This window comes from Bradyrhizobium sp. 41S5 (assembly GCF_011516665.3).
Lineage (GTDB): Bacteria > Pseudomonadota > Alphaproteobacteria > Rhizobiales > Xanthobacteraceae > Bradyrhizobium > Bradyrhizobium quebecense.
Genome location: NZ_CP083721.1, coordinates 8371763 through 8388323 on the forward strand (window position 1 = coordinate 8371763; position 16561 = coordinate 8388323).

Here is a 16561-nt window from a genome sequence, read left to right on the forward strand (position 1 = left end):
CCAGGCCGCGCCGCGCCCCGGGGCGGCCTGTCGGTTCAGGGATGACGCACAATTCGGGACGGAAAAATGGCTGCAATGCGTCAGTGCCGGGCGATCGCGAGCTGATAGATGGTGATCAACACTTCAAACAGGATCAGGAAGACGATGATCAGCTCCAGCCGCAGCGAGCGGCTGGTGTCGATGATATCGGTCAGCACCTGCGCCGTCTCGGCAACCACCGCGAGCTTGCGGTTCAGCGACTCCGCACGCTCCTTCAATTCGTACTCGTCCTCGAGCCGGGCATAGAGCCGCTCGAGATGCGGCTTGTCCCAGAGGATGTCGGGCTTCTCCGACACTTCGACCGGTCCGGCCACGCGATGCCGCACCAACAGCGCGTTGCCGATGTGCTTGAGGATCGCGACGCGGCCGCCATGGACCTGGCCGCCCTTCGCAAGCTCGCGCGCCAAAGGCTCGGTCGTGTCGAAGACCGTTCGGACCTCACGCTCATGCCGCGCCAGCACCACGCTCTTGGCCAGCGCTTCGCCGACCAGGATCAGCCGCTCCGGCGACAGGCTTTGCAGATAGATCGGGCCGCCCGGCGGAATCTGGTCTTCCCTGTCAGCCGCAAGCTCGATGATCGCGATCTCCTCCTCGCGCCGCGTGAACAGACCGGTCATGCGCGACTGCAGGCTGCGCAGGAATTCATCCTCCTCCAGCGCGTTGAGACCGATCAGGACGACGACGCCATAGCGAAACAGGATCGCCACACCATTGTCATTGACGCGAAACGCCAGCGGCGTCGTGGCCAGCACGTCGCCGCGCTCGAGGCCGGACGTATTGATGCGGTCCGCGACGAAGAAGGCGCGGGCGGTGGTCCGGGGTCCGCCGAGCGGTGAATTGGGGGCCTGGGTCATGAAGTTCCGGACTGCGAGGACTTAACGCATGATCGAGAGCAACTGTATACCGGCCTGCTCACGAAGGTGTTCTGCTGGAGGTGACCTTATCACGGTCCGTTTTGGGATCACACGCCGGGGCCGACGCATTTCCCGAGCGTGTTGACGGCATTTTCCGGTAGCCTATGGTGCCCCCATGAACGAGACAACCGACACCAAACCGAAGGCCGGCGCGATCATCGTGCCGGTGACGCTGTTCGAGCAGAACTGCACCATCATCTGGCACGAGCCGACCAAGAAGGCTGTGGTGATCGACCCCGGCGGCGACGTGCCGAAGATCCAGGCCGCGATCAAGCAGACCGGCGTGACGGTCGAGAAGATCTGGCTGACCCACGGCCATATCGATCATGTCGGCGGCGCCGCCGAATTGCGCGATGCGCTGCAGGTCAAGATCGAGGGTCCGCATATCGCCGACAAATATCTGCTCGACAACGTCGTCTCGAGCGGCGAGCGCTTCGGCATGACCGGGGTGCGCAATTTCGGCCCGGACCGCTGGCTCGACGAGGGCGATCAGGTCTCGATCGGCGACCTCGCCTTCGACATCCTGCACTGCCCCGGCCATTCGCCGGGCAGCGTGGTGTTCTTCAACAAGGAACTGCGCTTCGCCCATGTCGGCGACGTGCTGTTTGCCGGCTCGGTCGGGCGCACCGACCTGCCGGGCGGCAGCCATCCGACGCTGATCCAGTCGATCAAGCAGAAGCTGCTGCCGCTCGGCGACGACGTCGGCTTCATCTGCGGCCACGGCGCCGGATCGACCATCGGCCAGGAGCGGATGACGAACCCGTTCCTGACCGGCGAGATGTAACTACTTCATCAACCGTTACTTCATCAGGCCTGCGGCGGTCAGCGCCCGCGTGATGACGGCGCCGACGTCGACACCCTTGCTCCGTCGCTTGCGCGGCCGGTCGCTCTTGCGGCCGGATACGGCCTCGGGCTCGGCCGCAGGCACCGGGATGGTCATCGAGATCGTATCGGCGCGCTCGCGCGGGATTCCGGTCGGAGCGATATGCGGCTGACGGACCTTGTCGGTCAGGCCGAAGAAGCTCGCGATGTGATACGACGAGGAGATCCCGGCCTCGATCAGGAACGCGCCCTCCACGCCATAGCGCTCGTCATTGTCGGCCAGCCCGAGCGGCGTGCCATGCGCCATGTCGGTGATAGAGAAGGATTCGACCAGCGTTTCGCCGTCGGCGTTCCACCAGACCTCGCGCGGATGGCCGTCGACCTCCGCCTTCGACATTGCCGCCAGCGGCAGGCCGTGAACGTCGAGCCACTGCCGGACGATCGCATCGGCATTGCCGGGATGCACGGTGCGGTCGGCGCTGCCGTGCCACACCGAAATCCGCGGCCAGGCGCCGCCATGCGTGGACGCGTTGCGGACGAGACCGCCGAGCTCGGGCGCGGACATCGCGCTCGCATGCATCATCGTTTGCAGCGCTTCGCGCAGATCGGTGGCGACGCCGAACGGCAGGCCGGCGATGATGGCGCCGCCCGCGAACACATCCGGATAGGTCGCGAGCATGGCTGAGGCCATCGCGCCGCCGGCTGACAGCCCCGTCACATAGATGCGTCGCGGGTCGATCTGATGCGCGCCGACCATATGAGCGATCATCTGCCGGATCGAACAGGCCTCGCCCTGCCCGCGCGCGATATCCTGCGGATTGAACCAGTTGAAGCAGGTGTTGCCGTTGTTGATCGCCTGCTGCTCAGGCATCAGCAGCGCAAAGCCGTAATGCTTCGCCAACGTCGACCAGCCGGCGCCGAGATCATAGGACGCAGCCGTCTGGCCGCAGCCATGCAGCACCACGACGAGCGCGGGCGACCGCGCAAGCTGCGGGGGCACGAACGAGAACATCTTCAGATCGCCGGGGTTGACGCCGAATTCGGTCGTCTCGACGAGCGGCGTCGGCACGGCCGGCGCGAACGCGCCGAGGCCGTTGAACGCGTTCATCTTGGGCAGATGACGCAAAAATTCGACGTTGTTGACCAGGGACAACAGCAACTCCTGAGGTGATTTATCCTTCCGGATCACCCGATCAGATAATTGCTGCACTGCAAAATGAAAAGGCCGTGTGCGGTCTTTCCCTGCGGAAATGTGAGAATCGGCGTTAACGCGTGATCGCACTGCGAGCTGATCGAAATTGTTGCCTTAGCACCTTGTTTGAGCACCAACTTTTCAAGATTGCGCGCCAGATCTCTGCGGATTCACGCTGTGGCACGGCGCATCCATGACAGAAATGCGGCTGAAATAGCGATCGACAGCACAAACAATGCGCATGCCGCAAACAGCGCCAGACGTGCGGATGTCGCACTCTCGACGGCGAAGAACACCGCGCCGATCGCGGCGACGCCGGCCGCGTTGCCGATCTGCGTCGTCGTGCCATACATGCCGGAGCCGGCGCCGGCACTCGCAGGCTTCACGCTCGACAGCACCGCACTCGACAGCGGCGCCATCACCAAGCCCTGACCGTAGCCGAAGATGACAAGCACCAGCGCGAGCCAGCGCGCCGATGGTGATGCGATCGCCTGAACCGTCGCGCCGAGCACGGCGAGTCCAACGATCTGCACGGCGCAGCCCTCGATCAGCACCAGCGTGCCGCGATGTCTGGCACGCATGCCGCTGTGGCGCGAGGCGATCACGAAGGTCAACGCCAGCGGCACGAACACCAGCCCGGCCTGCAATGGCGGGATCTGCAAGCCCTGCTGCATGAACATGGTCATGACCAGGTAGAAGGACAGGTTGGCAAAGAAGAAGAAAAACACCGCGACCAGGCCGCGCATGAAGGCGCGATCCGACAGCAGCGCCAGATCGATCAGCGGCATGCCGCCGCGGCGCGCGACGCCGCGCTCGAGCCGCACGAAGGCAGCGATGATCGCAACACCTGCGGCCATCGCCAGCCACACCCACGCCGTCCAGTTGAGATCGTGACCGAACAGCAGCGGCCCGATCAGGCACAGCAAGCCCAGAAACAGCACGATCGCGCCCGGGATATCGAGCCGCGTGCCGGATCGGCGCGGCACCGTCGGCATCATCTTCAGCGCCGCTGCGATGATGATGACGCCGAACGGCACGTTGACGAAAAACACCGCGCGCCAGCCGAGGCCGGCGAGATCGAGCGCCACCAGCACGCCGCCGAGCAGGAAGCCGGCCGCGCCGGCCAGCCCCAGCACGACGCCGTAGATGCCGAACGCCCGCGCACGGGCGGCATCGGAGAACAGCAGATGCAGCGTCGCCAGCACCTGCGGCACCATCAGCGCCGCCGTCGCGCCCTGCGCCAGCCGTGCGACGATCAGCTCCGGTCCGGACTGCGCGAGACCGCACCACAGCGAGGTCACAGAGAAGCCCGCGACGCCGGCGATGAACACGTTCCGGGTGCCGTGGATATCGCCGAGCCGGCCGCCGGTGACAACCAGCGTGGCATAGGCGATCAGATAGATCGCGATCACGGCCTCGATCTGCGCCGGAGTCGCGTGCAGCTCCGCCGCGATCGTCGGGATCGCGACGTTGACGATGAAGGCATCCACGCCGAACATGAACTGCGCGGCGACCACGATCGCAAGCACCCACCAGCGGCGGGAGGTCTCCGCCCGCGTCGAAACGATCTGGTGCATGTGCTGCGGTCCTGCCCGAAATGACGTTGCGGCCGACATCAGCAGATTCCGGTCATCCCATCGATTACCTGCGAGGTAAGCTTGGGATCACGGACGCTCGACCCGGCGCCAATTTGCGTTGATGCGCTGGGAAACATTCCGGAGGGCGGCAATCGCCGCCGATTTGCGCAACAACCATGCGGGCGCCGCGGCCTCGGAGCATTGCCTTGCCTCGGGCCACCCCGTAGGTTGGCGGAAAGCCCCCGATAACAATAATCCGGAGAGAACGACCAATGGCGCGCCTCAAGTTCGGAGCCTTCCTCGCCCCGCATCACCCGATCGGCGAGCATCCGATGCTGCAATTCCGCCGCGACCTCGATTTCGTCGAACAGCTCGACGCGCTCGGTTACGACGAATTCTGGTGCGGCGAGCACCATTCCTCGGGCTGGGAGACGATCGCCTCGCCGGAAATGTTCCTGGCCGCCGCCGGAGAGCGCACCAAGCGCATCAAGCTCGGCACCGGCGTGATCTCGCTGCCCTATCACCACCCCTTCAACGTCGCGCAGCGCATGGTGCAGCTCGATCACATGACCGGCGGCCGTGCCATCTTCGGCTCCGGCCCCGGCGCGCTCGCTTCCGACGCGCATACGCTCGGCATCGACCCGATGACCCAGCGCGACCGTCAGGACGAGGCGATCGCGGTGATCCGCCGCCTGTTCAACGGCGAGCGCGTCACCGCCAAGACCGACTGGTTCGAGATGCACGACGCCGCGTTGCAGATCCTGCCGCTGCAGGAGGACATGCCGTTCGTGGTGGCCTCGCAGATCTCGCCGTCGGGGATGACGCTCGCCGGCAAATACGGCATCGGCATCATCTCGCTGGGCTCGATGTCGACCCAGGGCCTGATGGCGCTGCCGCAGCAGTGGCAGTTCGCCGAGGACGCCGCCAAGAAGGCCGGCACCACGGTGAGCCGTGCCAATTGGCGCGTGCTGCTGTCCTGGCACATCGCCGAAACGCGCGAGCAGGCGCGGCGCGAGGCCGGCCCCGGGCTGATGCGCTGGCACAACGAATATAACGTCGGCACCTTGATGCGGCCGGGCCTGACCGCATTCGCCTCGCCGGACGAAGCCGTCGACAAGACCGCCTTCGTCGAAGGTGCTGCGTCCACCATCGGCACGCCGGATGATCTGATCAAGATGATCAAGAACCTGGTCGACGTCTCCGGCGGCGTCGGCTCGATCATCGGCTTCGCCCATGACTGGGCCAATCCCGAAAACACCCGCCGGAGCTGGGACATGGTCGCGCGCTATGTCGTGCCGGAGATCAACGGCTATATCGACGGCCTGCGCAAGTCGCGCCAGTTCGTAATCGACAACCGCGCCGTGTTCGAACGCGCCGGCCAGGCGGTGATGGCCAAGATCATGCAGAACGACAAGGCCGCCGCCGCGCTTCAGCATACCGGCACCGGCCGCGTCGCGATCCCAGCCGTGAATGCGCCCGACCTCGCGAAGGAAGCGGCGAAGCAGAAGGTGTGATTTGCTACCCTCGCCCCGAGGGGCGAAGGTAACGCACGTCGCGCTACACCCACACGGTCGTCCTGGCGAAAGCCAGGACCCATATGTGGACGGCCCCCGTGGCACAAGAGCTTTCTGGGATTGATCGGATCGCTTGCATCCATATGTCCGGCCTGTTGAGTGCGATCGAATGGATCGCTGGCCAAGATGGTTTGCGCGATGCGAGTTCCAAACAACCACGCGACCTGTTGGCGGCCGATGGGTCCTGCGGATTGTCTCGCTTCGTTGCTCGATCGACCGCTCCATCTGCTCTTGCAGCTCCGGGTCGGCTGACGAGCGAGCCCGCCGGCCGGCCAATCTGTTAAGCGGTACCCGTCGTAGCGGCATTCAGCCGTGCGGCGTCATAACTCTCGCCCGTCACCATCAGCTTCCAGGCGATGCGCGCCACCTTGTTGGCGAGCGCTACGGCCGCAAGCGGCGGCTTACGCTTGATCAGCGCCAGCAGCCAGCGCGAGTGATGACCGCGTCCGCGCCTGGCCTGCTGGATCACCGCCGTGGCCCCGACGACCAGCAAACGGCGCAGGTCCTCATCGCCCGCCCGCGTGATCTTGCCAAGCCTGGTCTTGCCAGCGGTGGAGTGGTCCTTGGGTGTCAATCCCAGCCAGGCCGCAAAGTGACGACCGGAGCGGAACGCGCCCGGATCAGGTGTCTTCATCACCAGCGCGGTTGCAACGATCGGACCGACCGAGGGGATCTGAGCCAGGCGCCGGCCCGTGGCATCGCCGCGGTGCCAGGCCATCAGCTTGGCCTCAACCGCCTCCAACTCACCCTCGAGCCTGACGCGCTCCCGGCCCAGCACCACAAACAGTTCGCGCGCCAGAGCGGGAAGCGTCTCGTCCTGCGCGATCCGCGCCAGCAGTGGTTCGATCGCGTCCAGTCCCTTGGGCGCGATCAGGCCGTACTCCGCCGCATGGCCGCGTATCGTATTGGTCAATTGGGCGCGCCGGGCGATCAATCCGTCGCGGACCCCCATCAGCATCAGCGCAGCCTGCTGCTCGGCCGTCTTCACCGGTACGAAGCGCATGCTCGGCCGGCTCATCGCCTCACACAGGCCTTCTGCATCCCGCCCGTCATTCTTGTTCCGCATCACGTAGGGTTTAACCAATTGCGGCGCCATCAGCCTCACCTCATGGCCCAGCCTGGAAAGCTCTCGCGCCCAATATTGCGACGCCCCGCAGGCCTCCATCCCGATCACGGTCGGCGGCAATTTGGCGAAGAACTCCAGCACCTGTCTGCGCGACAGCTTCTTGCGCAGTACCACCTGCTCCGTCGCATCAACCCCATGCAACACAAAAATATACTTCGACGTATCCATCCCAATGCGGATAATCTGGCTCACGGACGGTCTCCATGTCTGAGATTTGCAACAACCTCATTCTGGCACACTGATGCCGTAGGGGGCCGTCCACACCATCAACCACAGCTCTCACAACGATGAAGGCTGGAGCTCCAGCTCAGTCCAACCATTAATTTCGATGGTTATGGGTCCCTGCGTTCGCCAGGACGACATCGAATTTGTTGCGCGGCCGGTGAGTCATACTTCCGCGTTCTCGCGACATGATCTGTCCGAGCTTTGCCCTTTGTCTACACCCGCTTCACAGAGAGGGCGCAGGGAAAGCCGGGTGCCGATCGCACCCATGGGCTCCGAGCAAAAGGTAGAAGCTCAGCGGCGCCGCTCCGCTTGCGGAAGAGGTTAATGGCTACGCCACTGCCCCGATCCCCACCACATCGATGCCGTCGACGCGGCCGCGGATCGGAAGTCGGCCGAGATCGCTCACCGGAAATGGCGGCGGCGCGGCGAAGCGCACTATCGCCGCGCGCGAGGCGAGGAAGCCGCCGTCGACCTTGCGGCTCAGCTCTTCCAGCCGCGCCGCGGTGTTCATGACATCGCCGTTGAAGACGATCGCCCGCTTGACGTCGCCGATCTCGCCGACGATCACGGGGCCGAAATGCAGGCTGCCGCGGATCTGCGGCACCGCTCCGAATTCGCGCTCGAACTGCGGCGCTGCCTTCTGCAGCGCGCGGCGCATCGCCACGAAACAGCGCAGCGGCCGGCAATCGACCGCGCCGTTATGTTCGGGCCAGGTCACGATGACCTCGTCGCCGATATAGTTGAGCACCTCGCCGCGATAGTCGACCACGGACTGCGTCAGCAGGCGGAAGGTGCGGTCGAGAAAACGATGGATACCGATGCCGCCCAGCCGCTCGGCGAGCCCGGTCGATCCGGCGATATCGACGAACAGCACGAAACGGTCCTCCTCGACCGGCGAGTGATAACGCCCGGTGACGAAGTTCATGAAGGCGCGCGGGCCGATCAGATTGGCGACGCTGAAGCCGAGATTCATCAGCACCGAGATTCCCGCGGAATAGGCGAAGCTCCACCAGAAATCCTCGAACGAGGCCTGCAGTGGCGCGCCCGCGACACGCTCGCCTGCCTGCAGCAGCTGGATGCCGACGATAATGGCGGCGTAGATGGCGCTGCGTGCGATCAGATTGGTGAGAAAAGGCAGTCGGTTGAGCCAATCCCAATCCTCAAGGACGAACAGTTCGATGGCCCCGATGATGCCGGCAAGCAGGAAGCCATAGGTGGCGCCGGCGATCAGCGACGTGGCTCCGCCCCCGCCGCGGCTCAGACCGACCGCGAGGCCGGACAGGATTCCGACCACGACCACGGCAGCAAGACGTTGCAGCTTCCGCTCGAGCTTCGCACTGACGCGGGGCCGTGAGTGCGGAGAGCCTTCCATCGATTTGGTCAGTGCGGACATGGCGATCTTCTCTTCGCGTCATCGCGAGCTCGATCGTTCGGCCTACGCCCCCTGATCGAACGCCTTGCGCAGCGCGACGTAGCCCGCCTGCTGCTGGCTCCAGTTGCGGCCGCCGGTCATGGCGCCATCGACGACAAGGTCATGGCCGTTGATGAAGCTCGACTCGTCGCTCGCCAGGAATACCGCGGCATGCGCGATGTCGTCGGGCAGGCCCGCGCGCGGGATCGGCTGCGCCGCCTTGTAGACCTCGCGCATGACAGCCGGGGTCTGCTCGGCGGCTTCGGTCGACAACCCCAGTGCCTTGCCGAAAATGCCGGTGGCGATCGCGCCGGGTGAGATCGAGTTGACGCGAATGCCGGACTCGCCGAGCTCCATCGCCACGCATTTGGTGAAATGAATCACCGCGGCCTTCGCGGCGCCATAGACCATCGACGAAGAGAAGCCGGCGAGCCGGCCGGCGATGCTGCCATTGTTGATGATGCTGCCAGAACCCTGTTGGCGCATGATGGGCGCAACATGCTTCATGCCGAGCATGACGCTGCGTACCAGGGTTGCCATCGCGGCGTCGAACCGCTCGACATCGAGGCCCTCGATGCCGCCGGTCTGCGCCGGACCGCCGGCGTTGTTGAACAGGCAGTCGATCCGGCCGAACTGCTCCACTGCAAGCGCGATCAGCGCCTGCATCTGCTGCTCGACCGTGACGTCGGTCTGGCGAAAGATGCAGTCGCCGCCGAGCCGGCGCGCCAGTGCCTCGCCCTCCGGCGCGCGGCGCCCGGCGATCACGATCCTCGCGCCCTCCGCGACAAAGATCTCGGCGGTGCGTAACCCGATGCCGCTGGTCGCCCCAGTGATCACCGCGACCTTGCCGTCCAGCCGTCCCATGCCAGTCCCCCGATCTAACCTTTGACGTTGCGGATATTCCCCAGCCGCTCCCGACAACGCAAGCACTGGCGCGGTTAACAGCTGGCGAGGTCCGCCTGTGGCCAGAAGGCCACAACTGCGGTTTTTCGGTCGCAGCGGCCTTATTTTGGATCGCCTGTTCACGTGAACTGGAACGACCGATGGTGAAGTGGATCGACGATTTCAAGGCGGGTTGGCGGGGCGATGCGCAGCCATCGTTGCTGCTTGCGGTCGCGTTCGCGGTGTTCTGTCTCGTTTTGGCCACGGCCGCGCGGTTCGGGCTCGCCCAGATCAGGCCGGACGTGTTCTTCACGCCCTATTTCCCGGCGGTATTCTTCGCGACCGCCCTTGGCGGCTTCCGGATCGGGATCGCAACCGCGCTGGCCAGCGGCCTGCTCGGCGTCCTGCTCAATTTCAGCAGCGCGCACGCCGACCCGGCGCGCTTTGCGCTGCTGATGATCTTCTGGGTGGTGTGCGGCATCGCGATCTGGGGGGTGGAGCACTACCGTTCCCTGGTCGCGCAGCAGCGCGAGGTTTCGAAGCGGCTGATCGAGGAGGAGCAGTACCGCAAGATCGTGGTCGATGAGTTACAGCACCGGCTGAAGAACAAGTCCTCGACCATTCATGCGGTGCTGCATCAAGCGCTGCAGGACCGGCCCGATGTCTGGCAGCGCATCGACCATCGTATCCGCGCGCTCGCGGCGACCGACGATCTGATCGCGCGGGTCGACGGCTATGGTTGCGATATCAAGGATTTGCTGCGCTCGGAGCTCGGGCCCTACGGCCACGTGCGGTTCAATCTCAATGGCGAGCAATTGTTCCTGCCCGCCAAGCTCGCCGTCTCGCTGGCGCTGATCTTCCATGAGCTCGCAACCAACGCCGGAAAATACGGCGCCTTCTCCTCGCCGCGCGGATTTCTGCAGGTGTCATGGACGGTGGACGATGGGCGTCTCAACGTGATCTGGGACGAAACCGAGGGACCGGTGGTCGAGGTCATCGGCGAAGCCGGCTTCGGCACCAAGCTGTTGAAGTCGGCGCTGCGGCCGTTCGACGGCAAGACCGAGATCAGTTACCTGAAGACCGGTGTTCACTGCACCATGCAGTGCAATCTCCCCAGCTGTTGATAAGTCTGCTTTTCGGTACACGCGCTTTGTTCGCGCGTGCCGATGCAACCGCGCGCGCCGCAATCGCTTTCACCGGCGGCCGATGCCGACATTGATACTCTGTTAATGACGATTGCCGCGGCGGCTTGCGAAAGCAGCCCGGGTCTCTTTCTGTCACGGCATTTCGCAAGTCCGCTTAACCAAAACTACAATGGACTTTGCCAAGGTCGGCGCATGCATAGTTTCACCAAGAACGATTTTCAGGCGGGTACGGCAGGGACCGGGCAGGACGACATTTCCAGCAATGAATTGCGCATCTTGCGCGATCTTCTCCAGCTGCTGCCGGCCGGCGTGACCGTCCAGGACGAGCAGGGCCAGTTCATCCTCGTGAACGAAGCGGCAGCAAGCCAGTTGCAGCTGGCCGCGGGCGCCAGCCAGCCGTCGCCGGTCGACGAGCGCCACACCGCCAGCCTGGATCTCTTGCGCAGCGGCCATCCGGTGGTGCTCGAGGAAGTCCTCGCTTGCGGCGCATCCAAATACGTGTTCCTCACCGCGCACCGGCCGGTCCAGATCGCCGGGCGCAATCTCCTGATTTCGACCTCGACCGACATCAGCGAGCAGAAGGCGTTCGAGGATCAGTTGTTCCGCTCGGCCTATTACGATGAACTGACCGGCCTGCCGACCCGGCGGGTGATCGAGCATCGCGTCAATGGTCTGATCCGCGACTCCGCGCAGAGCCATTTCGCGCTCGCCTTCCTCGACGTCGACAACTTCAAGCACATCAACGACTATTACGGCCACGCGATTGGCGACGCGCTGCTGGTCGAGCTGTCCAAGCGTCTCGGCCACGCGCTGCGCGAGACCGATATCCTGTCGCGGATCTCCGGCGACGAATTCCTGCTGCTGCTGAACCCGATCAGCGGCAACGACGAGGTCGCCGAATTCATCCACGTCATGCAGGAACGGCTGAAGGCGCCGTTCTTCATCGAGGACTCCGAGATCTTCGCCTCGACCTCGATCGGCGTCAGCCTCCACCCCATGCATGGCAGGAGCTACGAGGCGCTGCGCCAGAACGCCGACATCGCGATGTACCGCGTCAAGAACAACGGCAAGGGCGCGACCGCGTTCTTCGACAACAGCATGGAGCGCGAGGCGCTGGCGCGGATGAAGATCGAGCAGTCGTTGCGGCTGGCGATCCTGGAAAAGCGCTTCTGCTGCGCATTCCAGCCCAAGGTCGATATCCGCACCCAGGAGATCAAGGGCATCGAGGCGCTGGTCCGGCTGCGCGACGACGAGGGCGTGATCCAGGCGCCGGGCACCTTCATCAATCTCGCCGTGGAGCTCGGCCTGATCGACGAGCTGACGTTTCTGGTGCTGGCGGAGATCGTCAAGTCAATCGACCTGATCAACGACACATTCGGCCCCACGGCGACGATCAGCATCAATATCGCCGCCAAGCAGGCCTCCAACGTCGAGTTCATGCGCCGGTTCGCGCGGGCGATCGAGGAAACCGGCTTCCCGAAACGCTTCATGATCGAGGTGACCGAGGACGCGTTCGTGACCCGGTCGCATTTCCAGGACCAGATCCTGCCGATCCTGCGCGGCATCGGCGTCGGCATCTCGATCGACGATTTCGGCATCGGCTATTCGTCGCTGTCGGCGCTCGCCGACATCACCGCCGACGAGATCAAGATCGATCGCTCGTTCATCACCGACATCCATCAACGGCCGCGCAGCCAGGGCATCCTGCGCGCGATCGAATCGCTGAGCGAAGCGCTCGGCATGACCGTGATCGCCGAGGGCATCGAATCCTACGAGGAGCTCACCTATCTGCAGGCGGCGACCAAGATCCGTTACGCCCAGGGCTATTACTTCGCCAAGCCGATCTTCCTCGAGGACCTGAAGCCCGCGACGCCGGTCGCGAGCGAGACACGCGCCAGCATGGCGGCACGCCCGGCCCAGGAAAGCCGCCAGAGCTACTCGCGCGCCAGCGGTTTTCGGCGATAAAAGGCCGCTTCGTTTCGAACAAGCAGACGCCGCTTGCCACCTCGCCCCGCTCGCGGGGAGAGGTCGGATCGCATCATCAGATGCGATCCGGGTGAGGGGGAGTCTCCGCGAATCCATCTGCCACCGAATCTGTGGAGGGAACACCTCACCCCAACCCTCTAAGAGCGAGCTTCGCTCGTCTCGACCCCGCAAGAGCGGGGCGAGGGAGCGCGATCCCGTCGCGGCCAAGCTCGACAAACCTACCGCCCTACTTCTCCAGCACCGGCAACGGCGGCACGCTGTCATTGGCGGAGCCGGCCTGCATCGTGATCAGCGTCATCGAAACCAGGTCGTAGTAGCCCATGATGCCGATGATATCCATCATGCCGCGCTCGCCGAACTTCTCCAGCGCGGCCTTGTAGACGGCGTCGCTGACCTCCTGTCGCGATAGAGCGCGATGCCGAGATCGTAGAGCGCGGCCTCGTCGTCCTTCATGCCGTCGGGCCGCGTGCCCCTGGCGATGACGTCTGCGATCTTCGGATCGAGCCCGCCCTTCATCGCCAGCGGATAGTGCGCGGACCATTCGTATTGCGCAGTCCAGTGCCGCGCCGTGATCAGGATCGCCATTTCGCTCAGTCGCGGCGGCAGCGAGGTGTTCCAGCGCAGATAGTCCGACAGGTTCGACAGCTTCGGTGCCAGATCGGGGTTGCGGATATAGGCGCGGTAGGGCGGCACGGTGAACTTGGCGTTGCGCGGCGCGAACCGCGCGGCGTCCTCGCTGCGCGCGGCCGGCGCGGTCAATGTCAGGACCGCCAGAACGCCCGCCCCAAGTAATTTTCTCATTGTTGCTCTCCCTTTCCGATGCGGGCTTCTCGTCGTCCTGCACGACCGCGCGAGCTTAGTCGCGATCGAGGGCGATGCAACGAGATCGGCGCGCGCTTGGGCCGCACCTACCGCCGCGCCCGACATCAGCCTATATTGGGGGTGTCCGAAGCGGCGCGAAGGTGTCAGCCATGCAGCCTGTGTCTATCCTCCTGAACATCCTCTGGATCCTGATCGGCGGCGCCTGGATGGCGTTCGGCTGGCTGATCGCCGCGGTGATCATGGCCCTCACCATTATCGGGCTGCCCTGGGCGCGCGCCGCCTTCAATATCGCGGTCTACACGCTGCTGCCATTCGGCTCGCGTGCGGTGCGGCGCGACGAAGTCACCGGCATGTCCGATATCGGCACCGGGCCGCTCGGCGTGATCGGCAATCTGATCTGGTTCGTCCTGGCCGGCTGGTGGCTTGCGATCGGCCATGTGATCACCGCGATCCTGCTCGCGGTGACCATTATCGGCATTCCCTTTGCCTGGGCGCATCTCAAACTCGCCGGCATCGCGCTGTGGCCGATCGGCAAGGTGATCGTGCCGGCGTAAGGCGCTACGCAACGTCGCGGAATCCTAGCGCGCCGCCTCGCAGCCGGGGATGTCGAACACCGCGGTCAGGCCGCAGGGCGAGTTGAGCATCTTGCCGCCCTCGTGACCGACGCCGGGCACATCCCACACGCTGTGGTTCGGCGTGCCGTTGTCGCGCGCCTGCATCGCCGCGACATAGGCTTGCCCGCGCGCGTAGCGATACGGCCCTTCGGCTTCCGCCATGCAGGATTTGTCGAGCGCGGGATGATTGGGGTTGGTGTCGAGCGTTCCCAGGAGATAGATCACGCGGCGCGCGACATAGGCCTGCTCCAGCGCGGCCGGGGTAGGCTCGGCGAGATAGGGCGGACGGTCGTCCATGCCGAACTTCCAGCCGTTGTAGCCTTCGCACTTCGCCGCGATCACGGGCTCCGGCCGCTCCTTGGTGAAATAGGCGTAGGAGGACGGATTGGCGACCACATAACGCACCCCGATGCCCTCGCGCAGCAGCACCCGGTCGCCCTTCACCGCGATCGCATAGCGCTGCACCACCTGGCCACCGCCGGAATGGCCGAACACGACGACCTGCTTCAGGTTGGGAAACAGCTTGCGGTCGCCGAGCCTGGCCAGGATCGCATCGAGCGCCTCGAACGAGCTCGCAGGGCCTGGCGCGACCGCGGGCTCGCCGCCCTGCCAGCCATAGAGGCTCCAGCGCAGCGTTTCCGCCGGCAGCTTGAACGCCTCGACATCGGGCTCGATCAAGAATTGCGGCGCGATCATCAGCGTGCTCTTGCCGATATCGCCGGCCGCGGCCTGCGCGCTCAGGGCCGAGCGGAAATAATCGTCGGCATTGCGCAGCACCCCGTGCAGCACCAGCACCGCACGGGTGACATCAGGCAGCGGATGGGACCAATCGGCCGAGAGATAGACCGGAAACATCGCGCTGCCGACGGCAATGCGACCGCTGGCGATCTCCTTGACCGGCTTCCGGTCACGCTCGATCCGCGCCTGCGTTGCCGACGCGATCGGCACGTGAACGGCCGCGATGAGCAGTGTCAACGCCGCAAGCCAGGCGCGGTAATGCATGGTTTCAACTCCGCTGATGCCGCGAGCGGCGATGCGATCCCGACTAGATCATGGCGCGTCGCACGCCGATTCACCCATGAATTTTCAGAAAGCTTCCGGACGACACCTCACGCCGCGAGCCGCCCGCGATTGTTCGCGGCGAGGATCGGGCGGATCAGGCGGCCGAACCGCTCGGCCTCTTCGTCGTGCAGATAGCCGGACAGGCAGAAGGAGTGGCAGCCGGCGTCGATGAACTGCTGCAAGGTCGCGGCGCATTGCGCGGGATTGCCGACCACCGCGATGCCGGCGCCGGGCCGCACCTTGGTGATCCCGGTCCACAGATGCGGCATCAGGAGGTCGCCATAGTCGCGCGCGAGCTGCTGCACACGCTGGTTGGCCTCGGACCTGACGTAGAGCGTCTTCATCTCCTGCTTCTGCCGCTCGGTGGCGTGGCGCACCAGCTGGTCGGCCGCCTCCCAGGCATCCGCCTCGTTCTCGCGGCAGATCACCTGCAGCCGCATGCCGAAGCCGATCGCGTCCTCGCGGTCATGCGCCCGCGCCATCCGCCGGATCTCGGCGATATTCTCCGCGATACGCTCCGGCAGATCGCCCCAGAACAGATGGACGTCGGAATGCTTCGCCGACACCTCCCAGGCCTGCCGCGAGCCGCCGCCGAGATAGAATCTTGGAAATGGCTGCTGCAGCGGACGCGGCCGGATATGCGCGCCCGAGATGGTGTGAAACTTGCCCTGGAAGTTGACCGGGCCGCGCGTCGTCCACAGCGCCTTAAGGATCGAGACCTCCTCCTCCATCAACGCGTAGCGTTCCTCCTTGGCGTAGCGCACGCCTTCGGCCTCGACCTCGCTCTCGTTCTGCCCGGCGATCAGGTTGATGCAGATCCGCCCGCCCGACATCTGGTCGAAGGTCGAGATCATCTTGGCCATCAGCACCGGGTTGATATAGCCCGGCCTTGCTGCAATCAGCGGCTTGATCCGCGCGGAGCGCGCCGCCATGAACGCGCCGGATATCCAGGCCTCCCAGCACACCGAGCCGACCGGAATCAGGAGATATTCGAACCGGGCGTCCTCGGCCGCCTTGACCACGCGGTCGCAGAGTTCCGGCGAGCCGGCGACCTGCGCCTCCATCAGCCCATAGGCCGTGGTGTCGCCATGCGTGGGCAGATACCAGCCGAATTCCAGCGGACGCATGGGCAAACTCCCTCGCAAGACGGCATTTTCGGAAGGCCCGTCA

The 16561-nt window shown here is 64.9% G+C and carries 14 protein-coding genes; 5 read left to right on the forward strand and 9 right to left on the reverse strand.

Going from position 1 to position 16561, the window contains the following annotated elements:
- Positions 1-80 precede the first annotated feature (80 nt).
- Positions 81-893, reverse strand: a complete 813-nt coding sequence (locus HAP47_RS40075) for an RMD1 family protein (RefSeq protein WP_173640037.1) — start codon at positions 891-893, stop codon at positions 81-83.
- Positions 894-1068: 175 nt separating this feature from the next.
- Between HAP47_RS40075 and HAP47_RS40080 the strand changes: the two genes are divergently transcribed.
- Positions 1069-1737, forward strand: a complete 669-nt coding sequence (locus HAP47_RS40080) for an MBL fold metallo-hydrolase (protein WP_173640036.1) — start codon at positions 1069-1071, stop codon at positions 1735-1737.
- Positions 1738-1752: 15 nt separating this feature from the next.
- Here the strand turns inward: HAP47_RS40080 and HAP47_RS40085 are convergent, their stop codons facing one another.
- Both HAP47_RS40085 and HAP47_RS40090 read right to left on the reverse strand, forming a co-directional pair.
- Entirely contained in the window at positions 1753-2928 is a 1176-nt protein-coding gene (locus HAP47_RS40085; RefSeq protein ID WP_173640035.1) for an extracellular catalytic domain type 1 short-chain-length polyhydroxyalkanoate depolymerase, read from the reverse strand.
- Between the two features lie 209 nt (positions 2929-3137).
- Entirely contained in the window at positions 3138-4544 is a 1407-nt protein-coding gene (locus HAP47_RS40090; protein ID WP_173640034.1) for an MFS transporter, read from the reverse strand.
- 272 nt (positions 4545-4816) lie between these two features.
- On the opposite strand from HAP47_RS40090, the gene HAP47_RS40095 reads away from it, so the two are divergent.
- Positions 4817-6058, forward strand: coding sequence for an LLM class flavin-dependent oxidoreductase (locus HAP47_RS40095; protein ID WP_173640033.1), 1242 nt, complete (start codon positions 4817-4819; stop codon positions 6056-6058).
- A gap of 340 nt (positions 6059-6398) precedes the next feature.
- Here HAP47_RS40095 and HAP47_RS40100 read toward each other — a convergent pair whose 3' ends face one another.
- The 3 genes from HAP47_RS40100 to HAP47_RS40110 all read right to left on the reverse strand — a co-directional run bounded on the left by HAP47_RS40100 (position 6399) and on the right by HAP47_RS40110 (position 9744).
- A complete protein-coding gene (locus tag HAP47_RS40100; protein WP_173640032.1) occupies positions 6399-7436 on the reverse strand; it encodes an IS110 family transposase in 1038 nt (345 codons plus the stop codon).
- A 361-nt stretch (positions 7437-7797) separates the two neighbouring features.
- Positions 7798-8862, reverse strand: coding sequence for an adenylate/guanylate cyclase domain-containing protein (locus HAP47_RS40105; RefSeq protein ID WP_231168685.1), 1065 nt, complete (start codon positions 8860-8862; stop codon positions 7798-7800).
- Between the two features lie 42 nt (positions 8863-8904).
- Complete coding sequence (locus HAP47_RS40110) at positions 8905-9744, reverse strand: SDR family NAD(P)-dependent oxidoreductase (RefSeq protein WP_173640031.1); 840 nt, start codon at positions 9742-9744, stop codon at positions 8905-8907.
- Positions 9745-9923: 179 nt separating this feature from the next.
- On the opposite strand from HAP47_RS40110, the gene HAP47_RS40115 reads away from it, so the two are divergent.
- Entirely contained in the window at positions 9924-10886 is a 963-nt protein-coding gene (locus tag HAP47_RS40115) for a sensor histidine kinase (protein WP_173640030.1), read from the forward strand.
- Between the two features lie 213 nt (positions 10887-11099).
- A complete protein-coding gene (locus tag HAP47_RS40120) occupies positions 11100-12872 on the forward strand; it encodes a putative bifunctional diguanylate cyclase/phosphodiesterase (RefSeq protein WP_173640029.1) in 1773 nt (590 codons plus the stop codon).
- A gap of 360 nt (positions 12873-13232) precedes the next feature.
- On the opposite strand, the gene HAP47_RS40125 is transcribed toward HAP47_RS40120, so the two are convergent.
- Complete coding sequence (locus tag HAP47_RS40125; RefSeq protein ID WP_231168686.1) at positions 13233-13694, reverse strand: carboxymuconolactone decarboxylase family protein; 462 nt, start codon at positions 13692-13694, stop codon at positions 13233-13235.
- A gap of 170 nt (positions 13695-13864) precedes the next feature.
- Between HAP47_RS40125 and HAP47_RS40130 the strand changes: the two genes are divergently transcribed.
- Complete coding sequence (locus tag HAP47_RS40130) at positions 13865-14269, forward strand: YccF domain-containing protein (RefSeq protein ID WP_173640028.1); 405 nt, start codon at positions 13865-13867, stop codon at positions 14267-14269.
- Between the two features lie 24 nt (positions 14270-14293).
- On the opposite strand, the gene HAP47_RS40135 is transcribed toward HAP47_RS40130, so the two are convergent.
- Together HAP47_RS40135 and HAP47_RS40140 are read right to left on the reverse strand one after the other, a co-directional pair.
- Complete coding sequence (locus tag HAP47_RS40135) at positions 14294-15331, reverse strand: alpha/beta fold hydrolase (RefSeq protein ID WP_173640027.1); 1038 nt, start codon at positions 15329-15331, stop codon at positions 14294-14296.
- Positions 15332-15438: 107 nt separating this feature from the next.
- Positions 15439-16518: an LLM class flavin-dependent oxidoreductase gene (locus HAP47_RS40140; protein ID WP_173640026.1), complete on the reverse strand. Its 1080-nt coding sequence runs from the start codon at positions 16516-16518 to the stop codon at positions 15439-15441.
- Positions 16519-16561: the final 43 nt, after the last annotated feature.